Origin of the sequence: Rothia mucilaginosa (assembly GCF_001061665.1) — a bacterium.
GTDB classification, from domain to species: domain Bacteria; phylum Actinomycetota; class Actinomycetes; order Actinomycetales; family Micrococcaceae; genus Rothia; species Rothia mucilaginosa_A.
The window spans coordinates 235,267-257,683 of record NZ_JVSP01000006.1 but is presented as its reverse complement, the minus strand read 5'-3'; the positions used below and the strand labels follow the sequence as shown (position 1 = coordinate 257,683).

Here is a 22,417-nt window from a genome sequence, read left to right as displayed (position 1 = left end):
AGGGGAGAGACGCTAGAGAAGCAGCTCGTAAAAGTAGTGGTCCGAGAGGTATAGGGTCTCAGCGTATTCGACCGGCGTTCCCTCCTTGGTGTAGCCGGTGACGCACACCTTGAAGGCGGCCTCGCCCACGGGAACCTGCTGGTTGAAGGCCTCGGTATCGGCGTCGGTGAAGAGGGCCGCGCTCGTGCGTACGCGGGCGTGCTTAATGGCGTTGGGGGTGTCGGCCAGCTGATCCAGGGAACTGGAGGAACCCGAGAGGCCGGCCATCATGGAGTCCAGGATGCTGCTGGCGGCTTCCTTGACAAAGTAGGAACGCTCGAAGCCGATGACCTCGTGGTTGGCCAGGCGCAGACGGCGTACGAAGAGGACCGACTCGCCCACGGGAACGGATAGTCGGGTCGAAATCTCCTCGGTGGCATCCACCCAGCGGGTCGCGATCATGCGGGTCGAGCCTTCGAACCCGCGGCGGCGCATATCGTCGGCGAAGGTGTCCACGCGCGGGATGTACGTGGCTTCGCTGCGTTCGGCCACGTAGGTGCCGGACCCCTGCACGTTGTAGAGCAGGCCGCGCTCGATGAGGACCTTCAGGGCGCTGCGTACCGTCTGGCGGCTCACGCCGAAGTTCTGCTGAATCGTGCGCTCGGTCGGGAGCTTATCGCCGGGCTTACCCGGAATGATGTAGCGCTGCTCGAGGTAGTGAATCACCTGCTCGTACTTGGGTCCCGGAATCGGCGGCAGCTCATAGGTCTGGCTACCGTTGGGGGAAGTACTCGGGGAGGCCTGATCTGCGGCCTGAGCATCGGTGGAGAGCGAGTGGGCGGTGGGTTCGGGGGTATGTGAGGAGTGTGAATTCATCACCCAACATTTTAACCATCTGTGAAAGAAAAATGAATCACGGTGAATTTTTACTTCCGCGCATGCTGGCATAATTAAGACTATGCATTCTTCGATTCCTCCCGTTCCGCGTGAGCCCGGTCTGCTCCGCGTGGCGAGCGTCAACGTCAACGGCATCCGCGCCGCCTACCGCAAGAACATGGCCGACTGGCTGGCCGAGCGAGACATCGACATCCTCTGCCTGCAGGAGGTTCGCGCGCCCGACGCCATCGTGCGTGAGCTCCTCGACGAGTCGCAGTGGAATATTCTGCACGCTGAGGCCGCCGCTAAGGGCCGCGCGGGCGTGCTGGTGGCTACCCGCCGCACCCCGAACTCGGCTGGTGAGGTGCTGAAGGATCAGCCCGTGGCAACCCGCTCCACCATCGGCGAGGAGTACTTCGACGACTCGGGACGCTGGGTTGAGGCCGACTACGTTCTGCCGAACGGTCAGACCCTGACCGTGGTGAGCGCGTACGTGCACTCCGGCGAGGTCGGCACCCAGAAGCAGGAGGATAAGTACCGCTTCCTGGAGCGTATGCTGGTGCGTATGCCCGAGCTGGCCGAGCACTCCGATCACGTGCTCATCGTGGGTGACCTGAACGTGGGCCACACCGAACTGGATATCAAGAATTGGAAGGCCAACCAGAAGCGTGCGGGTTTCCTGCCCGAGGAACGCGCCTATTTCGACTGCTTCTTTGGCGATATCGGTTACCGCGACGTGGCGCGCGATCTGGCCGGTCAGGTGCCCGGCCCCTACACCTGGTGGTCCTACCGCGGCAAGGCCTTCGATAACGACGCCGGCTGGCGCATCGACTACCAGATGGCGACCCCGGCCTGGGCCGAGCGCGCCGTGCAGGCGCAGGTTGATCGCGCCGCCACCTACGAGGAACGCTTTAGCGACCACGCGCCGCTGGTGGTGGACTACCGCATCGATGGCTAGAGCCTAGCGCCACCGCGCCCCGAACATAAGTTTTGAGATACACGCTGCACCGTTCGCAGCACCGCACAGGAAGTAACTGCACAGGAAATAACTATGGCAGACGAAAAGAAGCAGGATAAGTCCCTCATCCCGAACGCCTCCCAGCAGAAGACGCGTATCTTCTCTGGTGCCCAGCCCTCGGCCGATTCGATGCACCTGGGTAACTACATTGGCGCCGTGAACAACTGGGTGGCCCTGCAGAACGACCCGAATAACGAATGTCTGTTCTTTATTCCGGATATGCACGCCATCACCGTTCCGCAGGATCCCGAGGAGCTGCGCGAACGCACTCGCCTGACCGCGGCGCAGTACATCGCCTCCGGCATCGACCCGTCCCGTGCGCCCCTGTTCGTGCAGTCGCACGTGCCCGAGCACGCCCAGCTGGCCTGGGTTCTGAACTGCTTCACCGGCTTCGGCGAGGCCTCCCGCATGACCCAGTTCAAGGACAAGTCGCAGAAGCAGGGCGCCGATAAGGCCTCGGTTGGTCTGTTCACCTACCCGATTCTGATGGCTGCCGACATTCTGCTCTACCAGGCGGACGGCGTGCCCGTGGGCGAGGACCAGCGCCAGCACCTCGAACTGACCCGCAACCTGGCCCAGCGCTTCAACTCCCGCTTCGGCGAAACCTTCGTGGTGCCCGAGCCGGTCATCCTGAAGGAAACCGCGAAGATTTACGACCTGCAGGAACCTACCTCGAAGATGTCCAAGTCGGCGGCATCCGACAAGGGCCTCATCAAGCTGCTGGATACCCCCAAGGTTACCCAGAAGAAGATTAAGTCCGCCGTGACCGACGACGGCTCCGTCATCGCCTACGACCGCGAGGCCAAGCCCGGCGTGTCCAACCTGCTCTCCATCTACTCCGCCATGACCGGCGAGAGCATTGACGAGATTGTGGCACGCTACGAGGGCAAGATGTACGGCCACCTGAAGGTCGACCTGGCCGATATTGTGGTGGACCGCCTGGCTCCGGTGCGCGAGCGCACCCTCGAGCTAATGGACGACCCCGCCGAGCTGGACCGCCTGCTGGCCGTGGGCGCCTCCGCCGCCCGCGAGATCGCCACCGCCACGATCGAAAACGTCTACAAGAAGGTCGGCTTCCTGCCCTCGGTGAGCATCTAGCTACCGGGCGCTTATCAATTCCTCATCTTCAACGAACGCAAAGCGCACGACACCCATGACAGAACCCCGCGAGCAATCGAGTCCCTCTGAGGCCTCCGTATCACCCACCCTCAAGCCCGGTCGCCGCTACCTGAGCATTATTGCTCACGTGAGCGGTGAGAATGCTCAGCGCCTGGAGGAGTGGAAGCGGGAGACAACGGGGGTCCCGGCCGCGTCAATGAGCACCCACGTGACCGTGTACGTGGCGGAGCTGGATGACTCCCTGCTGGATACCGTGCGTTCCCCGCGGTTTTCCGAAGACCTGGGCGCCTCGCGTTTCGAGGCGCGCTGGGGGTCGGTGCACTCCTTCCGCCCGGTGACCGAGGTGGAGTACCTGAACCTGGAGGCGGGCAAGGCCGAATTCGAGCGGATTCACCGGGATCTTGTTCGGATGCTCGGTACGGGGGCGGCCCCCTTCCCGTACGTGCCGCACGTGACCCTGGGCCACGGTTTGAGCAAGGAACAGGTGGCCAGCGCCCGCGAGGCGTTTGACTCCCTGCCCGCGGAGCGGCGCACCTTCACGGTGGACCGCCTGCACTGCTACTCCTACGACGGGCAGAACTGGGAGGAAATCGGGGTTCTGCCGCTGCGGTAGTAGCCAGCCTAAAACGCTAAGAGAGATGCGACCGATAGACTATCGGTCGCATCTCTCTTTATGCTTTCACATGGTTTATCTCAGCGTGAGATCCCTAGTGGGAGTGGGACTCGCCAGACTCGTGTGCATCAGCGGAAGCCGAGGAAGAGGCAGAGCCGTGAGCTTCAGAACCGTGAGCCTCAGCCTCAACCGGCGCGGCGTTCGAGGAGGAGACGCCCAGGATCTCGTTGGGGGTCTTGGGCAGTTCCACGCTCATGAGCTCCTTCGGAGCCGCCGGGTTCGATAGGGACACTGCGATGAGCTTTTTGGTGGCCGGGTCGGTCACGTAGGCGGTCTTACCGTCCACCCACAGGGCCGGACGCTCGTCCTGCCAGGTCTCGGACTCGGTCCACGCCTCCATGAGCTGTACGGAGCCCAGCTCGGCGCCGGTTGCCGGGTCGAAGACGCGCAGCTTGCCGTCGGTGGTCAGCAGCAGTGCCTCACCCTGGGGGCCGCGAGCCAGCGATCGGAAGGTGTAGCTCACGCCAGAAGGCAGGGAGTAGACGGTGCGGGTTGCCGCGACGGTGTCGATGATGGAGAACTTCTCGGGGCGCTCCAGCTTGGCATCCTTGTCGGTCTTGTAGTCCGCCAGAACGTACTGGGAGTCAGCCTTGCCCGCCTGGTTACCGGAACGCGAGTACGGGTCCTCGGGGTTGGTGACCTTGGTGAACTTGCCGTCCTTGTAGATCAGCGCGCCGTCGGTGCAACCGATGGTGAACGCGCCGTCCTTGGCGATAGCTTCACCGTGCACGCCGGGGCATGCAGGGCTCTCGGTTACGGTCTTGCCCTGCGCGTCCACAACGGCGGCACCGGTGCGGGTCTTGGAGTCGCCGACCGCCACCAGGTACTGGTTATCGGGCAGGGGGATGGCGAAGCCGTGGTGCGGCTTCGGCAGGGTGACGGTGGTGGTCTCCAGGGAGGAGGCGGTGCGCTTATCGTGGGTCAGCTTCGCCGGGTCGTACACGGCGAAGGAGCCGGTGCCGTCAGCGAAGGCCGCAACCCTGCCGTTGTCCTTGATGACGTGGCCGGTGTGGTCGGCGGCGAGGCTCAGGGAGCTCAGGGAAGGCGCGGTGGTGTAGTAGTGCGAGTGATCGCCGTGCGCTGCGGACCACACGCCGGTGTCCAGGAAGGTGTAGCTGTTGCCGTCGGCCACGACGAGATGGCGGTTATCGCCGGCATCGGAGAGGCGCAGGAATCCTTCCTTGGGAATATCGGCCAGCAGTTTCATGTCCTTGGCGTCGTAGACGAGCACGCCGCCGTCGTAGGTGATGGCCACGCGGCTGGCAGCGCCCTTGCCTTCGGTGATGGGGGCGGGGGTTGCGCTCGCGGAAGTGGAAGCGCTGGGGTTGGTCTGTGTATTCTGGCCGTTCTGGCCGTTCTGGGCGTTCTGGGTGGCCTGGGAGCCACATGCGGTCAGGGTGAGGGCAGCCACGGCGCCGAGTGCGCCGACGCGGGTGAGGAAAAACTTACGGGTCATGTGCATGCACCAAGACTAACATGAGAATGATTCTCTATAGTGGTTGATCCTTGGCTCGTATCAGACTCTGGAAGTGCAACCTGCACGGGGTGCATAAGACATTCAGACCCCTGCCCAGCCGCAGGGAGCATCCTTCCACGCTCAACTAGGCAAAAGCCTTGAATCCACCCGCAAAATGACCCATTAGGGTAAAAGAAAACCGGTTCCCTTCTGACCAGAAGGGGACCGGTTTTCTTAGAGGTATCTTTTGCTCGAGTAGGGTTCATGCGCCTACTCAGGGCCAAAATTTTAGAGGAGGTTGTTCAGGCCTCGTGCCTTGATCTCACCCACGGCATCCTTGACAGCCTGTGCCTTGGAACGCGGTGCGACCAGCAGAGCATCGGGGGTGTCAACCACGACGATGTCGTTCAGGCCAATAATCGAAATCTTGCGATCGGTATTAGCCACAACAATGCCGGAGCAACCGTGGTTAATGACGTTATCCTTCTCGCCAAGGATGGTCAGCTGCTCGCCGCTCTTCTCGGAGTTGAGGCGTGCCACGGCGTCGAAGTCTCCAACATCATCCCAGCTGAAGGAGCCGGGGACCATGGCGACGTCGCCGGCGGCGGCGGCGGGCTCTGCCACCGCGTAGTCGATTGCGGTCTTGGGGAGGGTTTCCCACACCCGCTCCATGACGGCCTCGCGCTCGGGGGTGTCCCAGGCGTTGGCAATCTCCATGATGCCCGCGTACAGCTCGGGCTCGTTAGCCTCGAGGTGCTTGAGCATCAGGGCTGCCGGGGCCACGAACATACCGGCGTTCCAGGTGTATTCGCCTGAATCCAGGTACTTCTGTGCGGTGGCGGTGTCCGGCTTCTCCACGAAGGTGTCCACAGCGTGCGCGTTGGGCGCGTCCTCGATGCCCAGGGAAGCGCCGGCGTGAATGTAGCCGAAGGCGCTGGAGGGTTCGGTGGGGGTAATGCCGATGGTGACAATCTTGCCGGTAGCCGCGGTGATGACAGCCTCGGTCACCACGCGGTGGAACTCGTCCACGGGGCTGATGACGTGGTCGGCTGCGAAGGAGCCGATGATGGCGTCCGGTTCGCGGCGGTGGATGATGGCGCAAGCCAGGCCGATAGCTGCAGCCGAGTCCTTGGGGGAGGGCTCCAGCACCAGGTCAGCGGCACGCAGCTCAGGAATCTGCTGGGTGACCGCATTGGCGTGCGAGGTGCCGGTGACGACCATGACGGAACCGTTGCTGAGGTCGATGAGACGGTCGTAGGTGTCACGCAATAGGGAATTGCCCGACGAGGTGAGGTCGAGCAGGAACTTCGGGGCGTGCGCGCGGGACAGGGGCCACAAACGCGAGCCAACACCGCCGGCGGGAATCAGCGGGCGGAATCGAGTGAGTGCAGTATTCATCGCTTCAAGAATAACGGGTGAATTTGTCATATATCGAATTCTTTTAGGATTTGGCAGAAAATGTCAGGCGGCTCTCATTGGGGGGAGGGGTGCATTGTTAGGTTAAGGTTACTTCCGCATCAACCCGGGGTAAATCGTAATATCGCAAAAAAAATATAACCTAATTCACGTTTATAGGTTGGGAAAAATCTATAAACAGTGTGTCAATAAGCTGTGAATTTACCTGATATCTTGGAAGTAACAGACGAACAAAGCAGTCGGCGAGTACATAGTCGTGACCGGCTCGCAGGGAGGCGCCCGGTGCCCCTTTGCGCCCCGAGCCCGCCGTCTCAGCAGGAGGTTATTCAGTGTTGAATGGTTCTAAGGGAACCCTCTACCGCGGCCGTTGGGGCATGTGGTCCTGGGTTGCTCACCGCATTACCGGTATCGCGATTTTCTTCTTCCTTCTTGTCCACATCCTCGATACCGCCGTCGTGCGCATCTCTCCGGAGGCCTACAACGGTGTGCTGGGCCTGTACAAGAACCCCATCATGGGCCTGGGTGAGACCGCCCTGGTAGCAGCCATCGTCTACCACGCCTTCAACGGTATCCGCATTATCCTCATCGACTTCTGGGGTAAGGCAACCAACGCACACGTGGAGCACATCCAAGCGAAGAACAAGGACGGCAACGTCGAAATCAGCCAGAAGGCAACCTACGTTCACATCAAGATTCTGTGGGTTGTGCTGATTCTCTGGGCACTCACCGTTGCCGGCTTCGCCGCCCGCCACCTGCCCATCGTTTTCTCGCACATTGGAGGTCACTAAACCATGGCTACTCCGCTTAAGCCCCGCACCTACGTACCCCGCCTGCGTGATAACCGCATCGACGGTGTGAAGTACAACCGCTCCTCCTCCAAGCGCAACAACTTTGAGATGTTCGCCTGGTTGGGCATGCGCCTGTCCGGCGTCGTGCTTGTGATTCTTATCTTTGGCCACCTCTTCTCGAACCTGATGGTCGGCGACGGCATCCACGCCATCGACTTCGGCTTCGTGGGTGGCAAGTGGGCCAACCCCTTCTGGCAGGTCTGGGACCTGCTGCTGCTGTGGCTGGCCATGCTGCACGGCACCAACGGCATCCGCGTCATCATCGACGATTACGCCGAGAAGGACCGCCTGCGCGTGTGGCTGAAGGTTATCCTCTTCGCTGCCTCCGCATTTGTCCTGCTGGTTGGTACCCTCACCATCTTCGCGTTTGACCCCTGCCCCTCGGGCGCAGCGGCCAACCTGCTCCCCAGCTTCTGCGCGGCACACTAACGACGACGTAACCGGCAGACAAATTCAAACATCGAAAACACAGAAAGAACATCATGCAGGTACATAAGTACGATGTAGTGATCGTCGGCGCCGGCGGTGCCGGTATGCGTGCCGCTATTGAGGCAGGCCAGCGAGTCCGCACCGCGGTTTTGACCAAGCTTTACCCGACCCGTTCCCACACCGGTGCGGCGCAGGGCGGTATGTGTGCCGCTCTGGCCAACGTCGAGGAGGACAACTGGGAGTGGCACACCTTTGACACCGTCAAGGGTGGCGATTACCTGGTCGATCAGGACGCGGCAGAAATTATGGCTAAGGAAGCCATCGACGCCGTGCTCGACCTGGAGAAGATGGGTCTTCCCTTCAACCGAACCCCCGAGGGCCGCATCGACCAGCGCCGCTTCGGTGGCCACACCCGCGACCACGGTAAGGCTGCCGTGCGCCGCGCATGCTACGCAGCTGACCGTACCGGCCACATGATTCTGCAGACCCTGTACCAGAACTGCGTGCGTCACAACGTTGAGTTCTACAACGAGTTCTACGTGCTCGACCTGATTCTGGTCAAGGACGAAGAGGGTAAGCCCCGTCCCGCCGGCGTTGTCTCCTATGACCTGGCAACCGGCGAGGTACACGTCTTCCAGGCCAAGTCCGTAATCTTCGCATCCGGCGGTTGCGGCAAGATCTTCAAGACCACTTCCAACGCCCACACCCTCACCGGTGACGGCATGGCCATCGCACTGCGCGCCGGCCTGCCCCTGGAGGACATGGAGTTCGTTCAGTTCCACCCGACCGGCCTGGCAGGCCTGGGCATCCTCGTGACCGAGGGTGCTCGCGGTGAGGGCGGTATTCTCCGTAACGCTGACGGTGAGCGCTTCATGGAGCGCTACGCACCGACCATTAAGGACCTCGCACCCCGCGATATCGTGGCACGAGCCATGGCAAACGAGGTGCGCGAGGGCCGCGGCTGTGGCCCCCACAAGGACTACGTGCTGCTGGACCTGACCCACCTGGAGCCCTCGCACATCGACGAGAAGCTGCCGGATATCACCGAGTTCGCTCGTACCTACCTGGCCGTGGAACCGCACCACCAGCCCATCCCGGTGTTCCCCACCGCGCACTACGCAATGGGTGGTATTCCCACCAACAACGAGACCGAGGTGTACCGCAACAGCGAAGAGACCGTCCCCGGCCTCTACGCAGCCGGTGAGGTTGCCTGCGTGTCCGTGCACGGTGCAAACCGCCTGGGCACCAACTCCCTGCTCGACATCAACGTCTTCGGTAAGCGTGCCGGCCGTAAGGCCGCCGAGTACGCCGCATCCGCCGACTTCGTTCCCGTTCCGGACGACGCAGCAGATCGCGTTCTCAACATGCTCAACGGCATCCTCGAAGGCAAGGGCACCGAGAAGGTCGGCGCTATCCGCGCAGACCTGCAGAAGGCCATGGAGGCCGACATGCAGGTGTTCCGCACCGAGGAGACCATCCGCGCCGCGCTGGCCACCATCGAGAAGCTCGAAGAGCGTTACAAGAACATCTCGATTCAGGACAAGGGCAAGCGCTTCAACCTCGACCTGCTCGAGGCCGTCGAGCTGGGCTTCCTGCTCCAGCTGGCCAAGGTCATGTCCGTCGGTGCGCTGCACCGCAAGGAGTCCCGCGGCGGTCACTACCGCGAGGACTACCCCAAGCGCGATGACGTGAACTTCATGAAGCACTCTATGGTCTACCTCGACCCCGAATCCGAGTTTGAGGGTGTGAAGGGCCTGCGATTCGACACCAAGCCCGTCGTCTACACCCGTTACGAGCCGAAGGAGCGTAAGTACTAAAATGGCTGAAAACGAACTTCCCGAACCGGAATCCGTCAAGCTATTTGAGGGCATGACCGGCGGCGACTCCGACTCCATCCCCACGTACGATGTGGTCATTAAGATTCGCCGCTACAACCCGGAGTTTTCCTCCGAGGCGTACTGGGACGAGTTCCCGCTGACCATGTACCGTACCGACCGCGTGCTCGACGCCCTGCACAAGATTAAGTGGGAGCTGGACGGTTCCGTCTCCTTCCGCCGTTCTTGTGCACACGGCATCTGCGGCTCGGACGCGATGCGCATCAACGGCCGTAACCGCCTGGCCTGCAAGACCCTGCTCAAGGACCTTGACCTGTCCAAGCCCATTACCGTGGAGCCCCTGAAGGGTCTGCCCTGCGAGAAGGACCTCATCGTTGACATGGAGCCCTTCTTCCAGGCATACCGCGAAATCATGCCGTTCTTCATTAACGATTCGAACGAGCCTGAGCGTGAGCGCCTGCAGACCATTGAGGACCGTGCACGTTTCGATGACACCACCAAGTGCATCCTCTGTGCAGCATGTACCTCGTCCTGCCCGGTCTTCTGGACCGACGGTCAGTACTTCGGCCCCTCCGCTATCGTGAACGCTCACCGCTTCATCTTCGACTCGCGCGATGATGCAGGCGACCTGCGTCTGGAAATCCTGAACGACAAGGAAGGCGTGTGGCGCTGCCGCACCACCTTCAACTGCACCGAGGCATGCCCCCGTGGCATCCAGATCACCAAGGCTATTGCCGAGGTGAAGCAGGCCATCCTGAGCCGTTCGCTCTAGAACGTTCCTTCTCGGATTCTTGAAGGCCAAACGCCTTCTGCGACAAGCCGTCGCCCCTCACCGGGCGGCGGCTTGTCGCGTGTCCGGGGTAGGGGAGAGAAACCGGGGGAAGCCGGAGTGAGGGAGAGGCACGCCCCGGAACCCCGCAGCCCTCGCCGCCTGCACCTCCGACGAACCTCCGAGCGGTCTTCAAAATCCGTCACAAAGTCACAGACATTCTTAAAGGGCCGGTAACGGTCGGGATGGATAGGTAAACCGTCACCGGGAGGGTTATTCTACTGTGTATGGTTTTTGCTAATTCTCGCTACGATTTGTCCACCCCCGTCTTCGACGATTGGGTGGAGCGCATGATGGGCACCCTCGTGCAATTCCGCCGCGAAGTGCACGCCAACCCCGAGCTTTCCTTCCGCGAGGTCGTCACGACCGAGCGCCTCATGAACCGACTGCGAGAAGCCGGCATGAACCCCATCGCCTGCGAAGGCACCGGTTGCTATGTCGACATCGGAGACGGCCCCTTCGCCGCGGCTCTGCGCGCCGATATCGACGCACTGCCCATCGTCGAGCAGACCGAGCTGCCCTACTCCTCCACGGTTCCCGGCGTGATGCACGCCTGCGGCCACGATATTCATCAGACCGTCATGTTGGGCGTGGCGCTGGCGCTACACGAGCTCAACGAGAAGACCCCGTTGGGCCGTAGCATCCGTATCCTCTTCCAGCCCGCCGAGGAACAGCTACCCGGTGGTGCCGTACAGATGATTTCCCAGGGCCTGCTCAAGGACGTTCCGCGTGCTTTCGCCTTGCACTGTGACCCAAAGGTGGACCTCGGTCAAATCGGTACGCGCATCGGTGCGATTACCAGCGCCTCCGACACCGTGAAGATTCACCTGAGCGGCCACGGCGGCCATACCTCCCGACCCCACCTGACCGAGGACCTCATCTACGCGATGAGCCAGATTGCGGTGCAGGTTCCCGCCGTGCTGACCCGCCGTACCGACGTTCGTTCGGGCGTGCTGGTTGCTTGGGGCCAGGTCAGCGCCGGCGTCGCCCCCAACGCGATTCCCGCCGAGGGCTACCTGGCCGGCACTATGCGCTGCCTGGACGTTGAGGTGTGGCGCCAGGCGGGCAACCTGCTGGACGAGGTCATCGAACAGGTCGCCGTTCCCTTCGGCGTGGACGCCCGCGTGGAGCACATCCGCGGCGTGCCCCCGGTCGTGAACACCGACCTGGAAACCACCATGCTCGAGAACGCCGCCCGCGCCGAACTGGGCGAGGATTCCATCGTGCTCGTCGAGCAGTCCATGGGTGGCGAGGACTTCGCGTGGATGCTGCAGGAGGTGCCCGGCTCCATGTTCCGACTGGGTACCCGCGCCCCCGGCGACCCCACCTACGACCTGCACCAGGGCGACTACGCCCCGAGCGAGCAGGCCATCGGCATTGGCGTGCGCGTCATGGCCGCGACCGCCCTGCGCGCGGTGCGCTTCGAGCTGGCGAAGGCCGCGAAGGCCGCCAACCCGGTGCGCGACGAGGCCCGCTAGGCCCCGGGGTACCGAGCCGCTCATCCCGCGTTCTACCGGCGTGCGGGTGGCAAGTTGTGTCGTTTCATAGAGTTTCGCCTCGCTATCGGTCGGATAGCGAGGCGAAACTCTATGCACACGATAGAATTAAAGAGATTATGAGGACATCAGCGTTGTGCCCGTGAACCCGCGCGTGGTCGCGAGGGAGGTTCGGCGGGCACCGCGCGTATTCACGGCGCACGCCGAAGGAGGACGCCCAAATGAGCTTCTTTGGGATCGGTAAGAAGAAGTGGGATGAACAGGCGCGCGAGGCGGAGAGCACCGCGGCACAGGACGGGCACGAGGAAAGCAAGCCGTCCCGCGGCTCGGGGCTGAGCGACAAAATTATGGAGCAGCAGCAGTGGGAGGATTCCCTGCGCCGTTTCGTGAAGTCGGAGGGCACCCGCCAGAACCACGACGAGGAACGTTCCGAAGAGCATCGCGCCGTGGAAGATCTGAAGCGCGCGCTCCTGCACGATGACGAGGAGACCCCCTCGTTCACCGAGGGCTCCCTTTCGGATACCGGCAAGACCACCGACGAAGAGGAGCGTCGTAGCATCCTGGAAGCTCTGAACTCCTACCCGCACGAGGACTCCGAGGCCGCCGCGGCTCCCGAAGCCCACGAGGAGAGCAACGACTCCGAGGCCGTCGAGGACGCCCCGGCTGCTCCTGAAACCCCCGCTTTCCTGCGCGACGATGAGGATGAAACCTCCGAGAAGGCCGAGGGCGACTCCTCCGCGAAGGCAGAGCCCTCAACCGACACCGCCGAGGATGCTCGCTCCCAGTTTGAAGAGCACCTGCGCGCCGTCCGCGCGGAGAGCTCCGCGGAGGAAAGCCCGGCTACCTCCGACGTCGACGACACCGACCGTAACGCTGCCGCCGAGGAATACCTCTCGGCTGAGCAGATTCGCGAGGCGCGTACCCGCGCCGCCATCATTGAGGCAAAGAACGCCGGCCTGGACGACCTGGCCGCCGTCTACGCGGCTCGCCTGGGCCTGAATCCGGAGAACGAAGAGGACAGCTTCGAGAAGGTCGAGCAGGCCGAGGATTCCGAGGCCGTTGCCGCTAAGCAGCCTGCCGCAGAGCACTCCGCTTCCGAGCGTTCTACCGAGCCCGAACCCCTCAGCGCCGAGCCCACCCGCTCAGGCGAAAAGACCGAATCTGCGGCGGAGGTACTTGTGAGCGAGACGGTTGCGGTAGAGGAGCTTTCCGAGCCTGCCTCCGAGTCTGCATCCGAGTCTGCCGAGCCTTCTAGCGAGTCCGAGGAGAAGCCCGAGGTTGCCAAGGACGAGGTGAAGAAGGACGCCGAGGACCCCGCATCCGGGCCGGGATCCGACGAAGCCGCCTCCGGCGAGCAGAAGCTGAGCGCCGATGACGCCGAGCTTGTGGCCGAATCCATTGTGCTCACCGCCCCTGCAGAGGGTGCCGCGGACCTCCCCGTCCTCGGCGAGCAGCGCGCCCTCCACTCGCTGACCGAGCTCATGCGCACCCGCGGTTCGGGAACCCTGAGCCTGGAGCTGCGCCAGGTGGATGAGGACATGCACTACCGCCTGCTGCACCGCGGTCGCGAGGTCGAGAACGGCATCGTGCTGCCCGGCGTTGACTGGTTTGCGCCCGTCGCAGCCCTGTACACCGAGGCCCAGGAAGCCGGCGCGACCTGGAACCGCGCGGCTGTGACCCTGAACCCGCGCCTGGGCGAGGGCCTGGAGGTGCACGCCTCCTACCTGGGTGCCGTAGATGGGCAGACCACCCACGAGAGCTTCCTGCTCGAAACCCCCGCCCGCGAGGAGACCTCGGTTGTGGCTACCGCTGAGGCGGCTGAGGCAGCCGAAGCTCACCAGGCTGAAGCACCCGAGGCTGAGGCATCGGAGGCTGAGGCATCCGAGTCCGGCGATTCCCAGAAGGTTGAGCCCGAGACCCCCGTCGCTGAGGCACAGCCCTCCGAGGAAGTTCGCGAGGAGCAGGCTCCCGAGCAGGTCGAGCGCCAGAGCACTCCTGCGGGCCTCGCCGTTGCCGGCGCTACCGTTGCCGGCGCCGCCGCACTCGCCGCCTCGGCCTCCGAATCGGGCGAAGCCTCGACGGCTGAGGTTGCCGAGTACGAGCACGACTACGATAACGACCCGATTTTCGGTACCGCCAACTCGCAGGACGCCGAGGCTACTTCCGCACAGCCGGAGCAGCCCGAGGTTTCCGAGGCTGACGAGGACACCGAGCCTGCGCACGCCCAGCCCGATGCTGCTGAGGCTGAGGACGCTGAGGCCGAGGCCGTCGACCACGGCGAAGAGATGGAAGCCGCCCTGGCCGCTATCGTCGCCAACGCCCAGAAGAAGCTGGACGAGCCGCAGGAGCCCGAGGAAACCTCCACCGAGGCCGCCGCGTTCGTCTCCGTCGAGGAGCCCGCGGCACCGGTCGAGGCTCCTGCCGCTGAGGCCTCCGGCGCTGAGGCTTCCAACGCTGAGTCTTCCGCCGCGGAATCCTCCGCTCACGAGGCTCCCGCCGAGAAGGGTGAAAAGACCGCTGAGGAGGTAGCATCCACCGAGGCTGAGCCCGAACTGCCCACCTTCCTGAACGACCGCGAGTTGGTGCCCGCCGACGAAGCAGAGGAACCCTCGAAGACCGCGAAGGCAGAGGAACCCGAACCCGCCCAGGCCCGTTCCGAGGAACCTGCAAAGGCGGAGGCACCGGCGCCGGCCGTCACCGGTGCGCTCGCCGCGGCAGCAGCCGTGGCCGCCGGTGGCGCCGCAGCATCCGCTGCTCCCGTTGCTTCTTCGGCAGCATCCGCTGCTCCCGTTGCTTCTTCGGCAGCATCCTCGGCGGTGCCCTCGGCACCCTCGACCCCGGTCCTGAGCGAGTTCAACGAGCTGCCCACCGTCGCCGACGAGCCGGATACCCCCGCATCCCAGCCGGTGAGCCCGCTGGTTCCTTCCGAAACTCAGCTGGCCGAGGGCAACCTCGTGCTGACCGAGGCCCAGGTCGCCCAGCGTCTGGCCCCGGTCGTCGAGCACCTCTTCGGCGAGAATGGCACCGCGAAGGACGCCACGACCGTGCTGATTCGCGTGCGTGCGCTCGGTTCGTACTACGACGCCCTGACCCACGTGCGCCGCAACGGCTTCTGGGAGCAGGCACGCACCTTCGAGCTGATTCCCGAAACCCTGCTCGATATTCCCGCCCTGAAGACCGACTCGTACAGCGAGGGTGAGGGCTCGCCGCTGGCCATGAGCCTCACCTTCACCCCCGGCGTGCCGGTACAGGCTGCGTTTGACTATGCGAACGAGCAGGCCTTCGTCAGCTACCCGCGCCCGCTGGATGCTGAGCGTTACGTTGAGGAGCTGCGCATGTTCCCGCGTCTGGGTTCGAAGATCCCGGCGCACATGACGAGCGCCCTGTCGCACTGGAACCTCTAAAACCATTTGAGCCGCGCCGGCTCCCCGTGTGGGGGTCGGCGCGGCGCGCTGTATTCACACTTTCGATGAGAAAGACCGCTATGACTGATACCCCCATCACTCCCGATTTGCCCGCCACCCGGAGCAGCGAAGACACCGCCCGTCGAGCCGGAGGGGCCTTCGAGACGCTCGTTGAGACGATGGCCCGCCTGCGCGCTCCCGGAGGCTGCCCCTGGGACGCCGAGCAGACCCACGCCTCCCTGATTCGCTACCTGGTGGAGGAAGCTTACGAGGTTGTCGAGGCGGTAGAAACCGGCGGCGAGCCGAATATGCCGCTGCTGCGTGAGGAGCTGGGCGACGTGCTGCTGCAGGTCGTGTTCCATTCCGATATTGCTGCGGCGAACCCGCAGGGCTTCGACATCGTGCAGGTGGTTGAGGGTCTTGTGCAGAAGCTTCGTGCGCGCCACCCCGACGTGTTCGCGGCTGAGTCTGAGGGCTCTTCGGAGGCACCCCGCACCGCCGCCGAACAGCAGGCGGCGTGGGACGAGCTGAAGAAGAAGGAAAAGAGCGACCGTGGCGCGCTGGACGGTATTCCGCCGCATCTGCCGGCGCTCGCCATGGCTGAAAAGGCCGCTTCGAAGGCTCGGAAGGCCGGCATCATTCTGCCCCCGGAGCCCACGAGCATGGACGACGACCTGCGTTATATGCACAACGAGGAGGATTTCGGCGAGCTTTTGTTCGCGCTGGTCTGCCGCGCTCAGCGCAACGGCCTGGACGCCGAACGCGCCCTGCGTTCGTACATCCGTCGCTATGTTGCGCAGCATACGAATGACGAGCCGCGCTATTAACCGTGGGTGACGCCCCGCCGGTTGGGGTCGTGTTGTGCTTTGGGATACATCCCACACGCGCGGTCGGCGGGGGAGTGGGGGCTCTCTGCGCGTCGATTGCCGCGTCCTGTAGGGCTACTAAGGGTTCCATACACCTTCACTAAGGGGTCTAAAAAAGCGGTGGCTACTAGTGTGTTTGTGTGGGAATTTTGCTAGAATTTAGGGGACGCGACGCGCCACGATCGGGTGCGTCGTTCACATCCTTGACGTCTCATAAGGAGAACAATCCATGGCTGTTATTACCGCAGTTCACGCACGCCAGATCCTGGATTCCCGCGGCAACCCGACCGTTGAGGTCGAGGTTCTGCTCGAAGACGGTGCATTCGCTCGCGCAGCTGTGCCCTCGGGCGCATCCACCGGTGAGTGGGAGGCTGTTGAGCGCCGCGATGGCGACAAGTCCGTATACCTGGGCAAGGGTGTTCTGGGCGCAGTGAAGTCTGTTATCGAAGAAATCGCTGAAGAGGTCATCGGCATCGAGGCTTCCGACCAGCGCGCTGTTGACGCAGCCATGATTGCTCTGGACGGCACCAACAACAAGGGCAAGCTGGGCGCCAACGCTATCCTGGGCGTCTCCCTGGCCGTGGCCAAGGCTGCTGCTGAGTCTGCAGACCTGCCCCTGTACAAGTACCTCGGCGGCCCGAACGCCCACGTTCTGCCCGTCCCCATGATGAACATCCTCAACGGTGGTTCTCACGCAGACTCCAACGTTGACATCCAGGAGTTCATGATTGCTCCCATCGGCTTCGAGACCTACTCCGAGGCTCTGCGCGCAGGTGTTGAGGTTTACCACTCCCTGAAGTCCGTGCTGCACGACCGTGGCCTGGCAACCGGCCTGGGCGACGAGGGCGGCTTCGCACCCAACCTGGAGTCCAACGCAGCTGCACTGGACCTGATTGTTGAGGCAATCGAGAAGGCCGGCTACAAGCCGGGCGAGCAGGTTGCACTGGCTCTGGACGTTGCATCCTCTGAGTTCTACAACGACGGCGCATACGACTTCGAGGGTCAGAAGAAGTCCGCAGCCGAGATGAGCGCATACTACGCTGACCTGGTTGCTAAGTACCCGCTGGTTTCCATCGAGGACCCGCTGGACGAGAACGACTGGGAGGGCTACAAGACCCTGACCGAGCAGATCGGTGACAAGGTCCAGATCGTCGGTGACGACCTGTTCGTGACCAACCCCGAGCGCCTGGCTCGCGGCATCAAGGAGGGCGCTGCTAACGCTCTGCTGGTGAAGGTGAACCAGATCGGTTCGCTGACCGAGACCCTGGACGCAATGGAGCTGGCTCAGCGCCACGAGTACCGTTGCATGGTTTCTCACCGTTCCGGTGAGACCGAGGACGTCACCATCGCCGACCTGGCTGTTGCAACCAACGCAGGCCAGATTAAGACCGGTGCTCCCGCACGTTCCGAGCGCGTTGCTAAGTACAACCAGCTGCTGCGCATCGAGGAAGAGCTGGGCGAGGCAGCTGTCTACGCTGGCAAGTCCGCATTCCCCCGCTTCAAGGCATAAGTTGCTGAAGCATATGACCGCGTAAGCGGTTAGACCTCAAGGAGGCGGCGCTACCCCAATCGGGGTGGCGCCGCCTCCGGCTGTACCCGGGAGAGCACCCGTTACCCGGGTAGCGCAGAAAGCCCTGGAGCCCCTCGAAATAGGCCAGGAAACAGTCCCGGAAGGAACGCTCAGGCAGGTACACAAACCCGGGTAGAATAGGTAGAAGCGCACCGCTGTAGGAACAACGATGGGGGAGAGAACTAATGAGCCAGCGAGCAGACGAGCAGACCCGGCGTAACGCAACGGGTCGCACCTCGGCTGAGGACCGCGGCACCGCTCAAACCTCCACCGATTCCCAGAAGCCCTCGGCGGCCCGCCAGGCCGGCACCTCCCTGTTGAAGAAGGCCAGCGCGCTCTTCTTTGGCGTGGGCCTCAACCGCCGTCACCCCGAACGCGAACGCGCGGAGCAGGCCCGCCGGCAGGAACGCGCGCGGCGCCGTGCCCGTCGGCAGAACGGTGAAGATGAAGGCTACGCCACGCCCGTGGCCGCCCACATGTTTTCCGGGCGAAGCTTCCTGATGACCGTTATGGTTGGCGTGATTGCCCTTGGCACCGCATACCCGGTGCTGACCTACATGGATCAGGACCGGGAAATGAACCGAATCCACACCCACATCTCGCAGCTGCAGCAGGAGAACGCCCAGCTGAAGGCCGAACAGACCTGGTGGAACGACGATAACTACGTGCGCCAGCAGGCCCGCAGCCGCCTCTACTATGTAAACCCCGGCGACACTCCCTACGTGGTCACCGGCATTACCGAGGACTCCACGAAGGCGGACGGTACTTCTGCGAACGCGAAGAACGCCCCCGAGGAAGCCTGGACCACCAAGATCTGGGACTCCCTCGAAAAGAACTAAAACCGCGCCGAGCGGCTGACCGAGAGGCTCGCCGCGCAGACCGGCGACCCGCCACGAACCCACGACCCTAACGTTCCCGGACCGCACGAGCGGACGGGACAGGAATAAAGGACTATGAGCACCGAAAACACCATTGAGGACCTGAAGAACCGTACCCCCGGCGGTTTCGGCGTGACCGTTGAAACCCTGAAGCCCACCGAGCAGGACATCCGTGTTCTCTCCGCACAGCTGGGCCGCAAGGTGCGCGACGTGGTCGAGATTCCCGCCCGCTGCGTGTGCGGCAACCCGCTGGTCGCCGCCACCGCACCCCGCCTGAGCAACGGCACCCCCTTCCCGACCGTGTTCTACCTGGCGCACCCGGTCATCACCGCCGCCGCATCCCGCCTGGAGGCTGGCGGCCTCATGTACGAGATGACCGACGCCCTCGCCGAGGATGCCGAACTGGCCGCTGCCTACGCCGCAGCCCACGAGAATTACCTGGCCGAGCGTGAGCGCATCCGCCTGATCAGCGGTACCGACGAGGTTCCCGAGATTGACGGCATCTCGGCCGGCGGCATGCCCACCCGCGTGAAGTGCCTGCACGCCGTCATCGGCCACACCCTCTCGGTGGGACGCGGCGTGAACCCCATGGGTGACCGCGGCCTGGACGCTATCGCAGAATGGTGGACCCCCGAGGCATGCTCCTGCGACCCCACCTGGCGCGAGGAAGCCTAAATACTGATTTCGATGCGCCCGCACCGTCGCCCGTGACGGCGCGGGCGCATAATAGATAGAAAGAGCGCCGAGAAGCGAAAACAGCTTCGCCTGCGGCGCTCGCGTTGCCTTGGGCAGCGAACGATGATGACGATAGTCCTGAAAGGAACCCACCGTGCGCGTTGGAGCGATTGACTGCGGTACGAACTCTATCCGTCTGCTGATTGCCGATTCCACCACTGAGGTGGTGGACGGGGTCGAGAAGACCGTCCTGAAGGACGTTGTGCGCGAGATGCGCATCGTGCGTCTGGGCCAGGGCGTGGATGCGACCGGCTGGCTGGCACAGGAGGCCCTGGACCGCACCTTCGCGGCGGCTCGCGAGTACGCCGTACTGCTGCGTGACCACGACGTGGACTCGGTGCGTTTCGTGGCGACCAGCGCAACCCGCGATGCGGGCAACCGCAACGTCTTCGTGAACGGCATCCGCGACATCCTGGGCATTGAGCCCGAGGTGATTAGCGGCGACGAGGAAGCCGCGCTCTCCTTCGCGGGTGCCGTGCGCGCCGTGGGTGCGGGCGACGGCGACACCCTGGTGTTCGACCTGGGCGGTGGCTCCACCGAATTCGTGCTGGGGGATGAGTCGGGCGTGAAGGCTTCCCGCAGCGTCAACATCGGTTGCGTGCGCCTGACCGAGCGTCACATGGTGAACGCGCCGGCGACCGAATCGCAGATTGCCCGCGTTGAGGCAGACACCGACGAAGCTCTTGACGTGGCCCGCAAGACCGTCCGCCTGCAGAACGCCCGCCGCGTGGTGGCCGTGGCCGGTACCGCGACGACGATTGCGGCGGCCGCCCTGGGCCTGGACCGCTACGATTCCGAGGCCATTAACGCGCAGACCTTCTCCATCGAGACCGTTCAGAAGACTTCCCGCTGGCTGGCTTCCCTGAACCGTGCCGAGCGCGAGGCCCTGGGCTACATGCATCCGGGCCGGGTGGACGTGATTGGTGCCGGTGCAACGATTTACGCCCGCATCCTGACTCGCCTGAACGAGCTGACTGACGGCGCGGTGGATTCGGTGACGGTGAGCGAGCACGACATCCTGGACGGCATCGCGCTGTCCCAGCTGTAGCCCGTTACCTTGGCAAAAATCCGTCCCGATGTCGGGCCGGAAATCCTAACGGCCGACCCGCGCGGTGCGGGTCGGCCGGCCTGTATTGTCTAGTTGAGCTTGCCTCACCATGTGAGTTTGCGTCGTTCAGTTGAGGAGAAACGAATGGATCGGTTTGCGCGTGCCGCGCGGTGCATCCGCCGCCCCCTGGGTGTTCTGCGTTCGGCGGGCTCGAACCCGGTGCGCTCGCGTGCGGCCGGGTCGCTGGCCTCTGCCGCCCTGCTGGCCCTGTTGCCGCTGGGGCCGGCCTCGTGGCTGACCGCGGCCAACGCGACCGATCCCAGCTCCTCTGCCACGGCCTCTCCGAGCCCGAAGAGGGAGGTGACGGCCACCCCCTCGCCGTCGGGCACGGCGGTGCCGAAGAGCACGGCCGCCCCGAGCCAGGGTGCGGATACCGCCAACGGCGACGATGTGCGCCACCGCGAGTACTGGCTGAACGAGTACGGCATTACCTCGCTGTGGTCGCAGGCCACGGGTAAGGGCGTGACGGTTGCCGTGATTGACACGGGTGTGGACGGGAACCACCCGGATTTGGCGGGCAACGTGCTGCGCGGTACCGACGTCTCGGGCGTGGGCAGCGAGGACGGCTGGCAGGGCCTGGGCGCGGAGCCGATGCACGGCACGGAGGTCGCCTCGCTGATTGCCGGCCACGGCCACGATACTCAGGGGTACTCCGCGATTGCGGGTCAGCCGGGTAAGCCGACCGGCATGATTGGCGTGGCCCCGGATGCGAAGATCCTGCCGATTTCGCTGAATATGGGTACGACCGGCGGTAAGAGCATCGACGAGCAGATTCCTGCCGCGGTGCGCTACGCGGTCGACCACGGCGCACAGATTATCAACATGTCGATTGGCTCGAATAAGACGAGCTGGCCGCAGAGCTGGGATGACGCTTTCGCCTACGCCGAGCAGAAGGGCGTGCTGATTGTGGCGGCGGCGGGTAACCGCGGTAGCGGCCTGACTCAGGTGGGTGCTCCCGCGACGATTCCGGGCGTGCTGACGGTCGGCGGCGTGGACCGAAAGAAGCAGGTTTCTGAAGGCTCGTCGACGCAGGGTATTTCGATTGCCGTGGTTGCTCCGAGCACCGACATGATTGCGGCGGCCCCGGGCAACGGGTACATGCTGTGGTCGGGCTCTTCTGCGGCGGCCCCCCTGGTGACGGGCGTGGCGGCGCTGTTGAAGCAGAAGTACCCGCAGGAGTCTGCGGCTCAGCTGGCCCAGCGTTTGATTGCCTCAGCCGATGACGAGGGCGCTACGGGTCGTGACCCGCTGTACGGGTACGGCGTGTTCAACCCGCAGGACGCTATGGCTCTGCCCTCGCCCACGGTGACGGCAAATCCGCTGGGTTCGATGTCGGAGTGGATTGCGGTGCACCGCAAGCACCAGGTGAGTGCACCGTCGCCCAGCGATGCCGCGCCCGTGCACGAAGAGGGCGAGAACATCGTGAAGCAGGCCGCCCCGGACGCGAGCCGCCCGCCGGAGGACCGCGGCTGGTTGCCGCCGGTCATTGTGGGTGCGCTCCTGGTGTGGGTCACGATTATTACCGCCGGTGCGGTGCATCGTCTGCACCGGATGCACGTGCGGGCAGGCGACGCGGCCCGTCAGGTGGGGACCGCTGTGCGCGAGCAGGCGCATCACGCGGCGGAGCACATGCCGCATCCGCATCACCAGACTCACCGGCGCGGCGGTTCGTCGTCGTAGCGAGGGACGGCCCCGCGGGATTGCACTTTTTGCGGGGCGGGAGAGCGGCTAATGCCGGTCCGTTATATTTCTTGCCTTAGCTCGTTCGCGAACGGCTGAGTTTTTGCTGGCCGCGGTGATTCTCTCTCATGGCGGTACCTGATGGGTTCAAACGCACCCAATCGTAACGAAAAATTCGAACGTTGAACGAAAAAATGGAAAG

At 63.7% G+C, this 22,417-nt stretch carries 18 protein-coding genes; 15 read left to right on the top strand and 3 right to left on the bottom strand.

Features of this window, described 5'->3' with window-relative positions:
- Window positions 1-12 precede the first annotated feature (12 nt).
- The gene (locus tag ADJ95_RS04695; RefSeq protein ID WP_239662789.1) at window positions 13-855 is read right to left on the bottom strand and encodes a GntR family transcriptional regulator; all 843 of its coding nucleotides are present in this window, start codon (window positions 853-855) and stop codon (window positions 13-15) included.
- A gap of 82 nt (window positions 856-937) precedes the next feature.
- Here ADJ95_RS04695 and ADJ95_RS04690 point away from each other — a divergent pair, with 82 nt between their 5' ends.
- The 3 genes from ADJ95_RS04690 to ADJ95_RS04680 all read left to right on the top strand — a co-directional run bounded on the left by ADJ95_RS04690 (window position 938) and on the right by ADJ95_RS04680 (window position 3,605).
- The gene (locus tag ADJ95_RS04690) at window positions 938-1,813 is read left to right on the top strand and encodes an exodeoxyribonuclease III (protein WP_049333063.1); all 876 of its coding nucleotides are present in this window, start codon (window positions 938-940) and stop codon (window positions 1,811-1,813) included.
- A gap of 93 nt (window positions 1,814-1,906) precedes the next feature.
- Window positions 1,907-2,971, top strand: coding sequence for a tryptophan--tRNA ligase (gene trpS, locus ADJ95_RS04685; RefSeq protein ID WP_049333061.1), 1,065 nt, complete (start codon window positions 1,907-1,909; stop codon window positions 2,969-2,971).
- A gap of 55 nt (window positions 2,972-3,026) precedes the next feature.
- Window positions 3,027-3,605, top strand: a complete 579-nt coding sequence (locus ADJ95_RS04680; RefSeq protein ID WP_049333060.1) for a 2'-5' RNA ligase family protein — start codon at window positions 3,027-3,029, stop codon at window positions 3,603-3,605.
- 94 nt (window positions 3,606-3,699) lie between these two features.
- On the opposite strand, the gene ADJ95_RS04675 is transcribed toward ADJ95_RS04680, so the two are convergent.
- Both ADJ95_RS04675 and ADJ95_RS04670 read right to left on the bottom strand, forming a co-directional pair.
- Window positions 3,700-5,121 (bottom strand): hypothetical protein, encoded by a 1,422-nt coding sequence (locus ADJ95_RS04675; RefSeq protein ID WP_239662777.1) that lies wholly within the window; start codon window positions 5,119-5,121, stop codon window positions 3,700-3,702.
- A 288-nt stretch (window positions 5,122-5,409) separates the two neighbouring features.
- Window positions 5,410-6,519: a mannose-1-phosphate guanylyltransferase gene (locus tag ADJ95_RS04670; RefSeq protein ID WP_080974952.1), complete on the bottom strand. Its 1,110-nt coding sequence runs from the start codon at window positions 6,517-6,519 to the stop codon at window positions 5,410-5,412.
- Between the two features lie 347 nt (window positions 6,520-6,866).
- Here ADJ95_RS04670 and sdhC point away from each other — a divergent pair, with 347 nt between their 5' ends.
- The 12 genes from sdhC (at window position 6,867) to ADJ95_RS04610 (ending at window position 22,215) form a co-directional block, all read left to right on the top strand.
- Window positions 6,867-7,325: a succinate dehydrogenase, cytochrome b556 subunit gene (sdhC, locus tag ADJ95_RS04665; RefSeq protein WP_080974944.1), complete on the top strand. Its 459-nt coding sequence runs from the start codon at window positions 6,867-6,869 to the stop codon at window positions 7,323-7,325.
- A 3-nt stretch (window positions 7,326-7,328) separates the two neighbouring features.
- Window positions 7,329-7,814 (top strand): succinate dehydrogenase hydrophobic membrane anchor subunit, encoded by a 486-nt coding sequence (locus ADJ95_RS04660; RefSeq protein ID WP_049333054.1) that lies wholly within the window; start codon window positions 7,329-7,331, stop codon window positions 7,812-7,814.
- Window positions 7,815-7,867: 53 nt separating this feature from the next.
- A complete protein-coding gene (gene sdhA / locus ADJ95_RS04655; protein ID WP_049333051.1) occupies window positions 7,868-9,631 on the top strand; it encodes a succinate dehydrogenase flavoprotein subunit in 1,764 nt (587 codons plus the stop codon).
- 1 nt (window position 9,632) lies between these two features.
- Complete coding sequence (locus ADJ95_RS04650; protein ID WP_152691702.1) at window positions 9,633-10,421, top strand: succinate dehydrogenase iron-sulfur subunit; 789 nt, start codon at window positions 9,633-9,635, stop codon at window positions 10,419-10,421.
- Window positions 10,422-10,705: 284 nt separating this feature from the next.
- Window positions 10,706-11,956 (top strand): amidohydrolase, encoded by a 1,251-nt coding sequence (locus ADJ95_RS04645; RefSeq protein ID WP_049333049.1) that lies wholly within the window; start codon window positions 10,706-10,708, stop codon window positions 11,954-11,956.
- A 239-nt stretch (window positions 11,957-12,195) separates the two neighbouring features.
- The gene (locus ADJ95_RS04640) at window positions 12,196-15,378 is read left to right on the top strand and encodes a hypothetical protein (RefSeq protein ID WP_049333047.1); all 3,183 of its coding nucleotides are present in this window, start codon (window positions 12,196-12,198) and stop codon (window positions 15,376-15,378) included.
- Window positions 15,379-15,458: 80 nt separating this feature from the next.
- The gene (locus ADJ95_RS04635; RefSeq protein ID WP_049333046.1) at window positions 15,459-16,205 is read left to right on the top strand and encodes a MazG family protein; all 747 of its coding nucleotides are present in this window, start codon (window positions 15,459-15,461) and stop codon (window positions 16,203-16,205) included.
- A gap of 268 nt (window positions 16,206-16,473) precedes the next feature.
- Window positions 16,474-17,754, top strand: coding sequence for a phosphopyruvate hydratase (gene eno, locus ADJ95_RS04630; protein ID WP_049333044.1), 1,281 nt, complete (start codon window positions 16,474-16,476; stop codon window positions 17,752-17,754).
- Window positions 17,755-17,999: 245 nt separating this feature from the next.
- On the top strand, window positions 18,000-18,653 hold the full coding sequence (locus ADJ95_RS04625; RefSeq protein ID WP_049333042.1) for a septum formation initiator family protein: 654 nt from the start codon (window positions 18,000-18,002) through the stop codon (window positions 18,651-18,653).
- 114 nt (window positions 18,654-18,767) lie between these two features.
- Window positions 18,768-19,367 carry a DUF501 domain-containing protein gene (locus tag ADJ95_RS04620; protein WP_049333041.1) on the top strand — a complete coding sequence of 200 codons (600 nt, stop codon included), beginning with the start codon at window positions 18,768-18,770 and terminating at the stop codon, window positions 19,365-19,367.
- Window positions 19,368-19,521: 154 nt separating this feature from the next.
- Window positions 19,522-20,475 (top strand): exopolyphosphatase, encoded by a 954-nt coding sequence (locus ADJ95_RS04615; RefSeq protein ID WP_049333039.1) that lies wholly within the window; start codon window positions 19,522-19,524, stop codon window positions 20,473-20,475.
- A gap of 144 nt (window positions 20,476-20,619) precedes the next feature.
- Window positions 20,620-22,215: a S8 family peptidase gene (locus tag ADJ95_RS04610; RefSeq protein ID WP_080974943.1), complete on the top strand. Its 1,596-nt coding sequence runs from the start codon at window positions 20,620-20,622 to the stop codon at window positions 22,213-22,215.
- Window positions 22,216-22,417 lie beyond the last annotated feature (202 nt).

Bases quoted from the DNA above. Each gene is read 5' to 3' on its own strand.
- ADJ95_RS04695 (WP_239662789.1), bottom strand. From the start codon at position 855: ATGAATTCACACTCCTCACATACCCCCGAACCCACCGCCCACTCGCTC.
- ADJ95_RS04690 (WP_049333063.1), top strand. From the start codon at position 938: ATGCATTCTTCGATTCCTCCCGTTCCGCGTGAGCCCGGTCTGCTCCGC.
- trpS (WP_049333061.1), top strand. From the start codon at position 1,907: ATGGCAGACGAAAAGAAGCAGGATAAGTCCCTCATCCCGAACGCCTCC.
- ADJ95_RS04680 (WP_049333060.1), top strand. From the start codon at position 3,027: ATGACAGAACCCCGCGAGCAATCGAGTCCCTCTGAGGCCTCCGTATCA.
- ADJ95_RS04675 (WP_239662777.1), bottom strand. From the start codon at position 5,121: ATGACCCGTAAGTTTTTCCTCACCCGCGTCGGCGCACTCGGCGCCGTG.
- ADJ95_RS04670 (WP_080974952.1), bottom strand. From the start codon at position 6,519: ATGAATACTGCACTCACTCGATTCCGCCCGCTGATTCCCGCCGGCGGT.
- ADJ95_RS04660 (WP_049333054.1), top strand. From the start codon at position 7,329: ATGGCTACTCCGCTTAAGCCCCGCACCTACGTACCCCGCCTGCGTGAT.
- sdhA (WP_049333051.1), top strand. From the start codon at position 7,868: ATGCAGGTACATAAGTACGATGTAGTGATCGTCGGCGCCGGCGGTGCC.
- ADJ95_RS04650 (WP_152691702.1), top strand. From the start codon at position 9,633: ATGGCTGAAAACGAACTTCCCGAACCGGAATCCGTCAAGCTATTTGAG.
- ADJ95_RS04645 (WP_049333049.1), top strand. From the start codon at position 10,706: ATGGTTTTTGCTAATTCTCGCTACGATTTGTCCACCCCCGTCTTCGAC.
- ADJ95_RS04640 (WP_049333047.1), top strand. From the start codon at position 12,196: ATGAGCTTCTTTGGGATCGGTAAGAAGAAGTGGGATGAACAGGCGCGC.
- ADJ95_RS04635 (WP_049333046.1), top strand. From the start codon at position 15,459: ATGACTGATACCCCCATCACTCCCGATTTGCCCGCCACCCGGAGCAGC.
- eno (WP_049333044.1), top strand. From the start codon at position 16,474: ATGGCTGTTATTACCGCAGTTCACGCACGCCAGATCCTGGATTCCCGC.
- ADJ95_RS04625 (WP_049333042.1), top strand. From the start codon at position 18,000: ATGAGCCAGCGAGCAGACGAGCAGACCCGGCGTAACGCAACGGGTCGC.
- ADJ95_RS04620 (WP_049333041.1), top strand. From the start codon at position 18,768: ATGAGCACCGAAAACACCATTGAGGACCTGAAGAACCGTACCCCCGGC.
- ADJ95_RS04610 (WP_080974943.1), top strand. From the start codon at position 20,620: ATGGATCGGTTTGCGCGTGCCGCGCGGTGCATCCGCCGCCCCCTGGGT.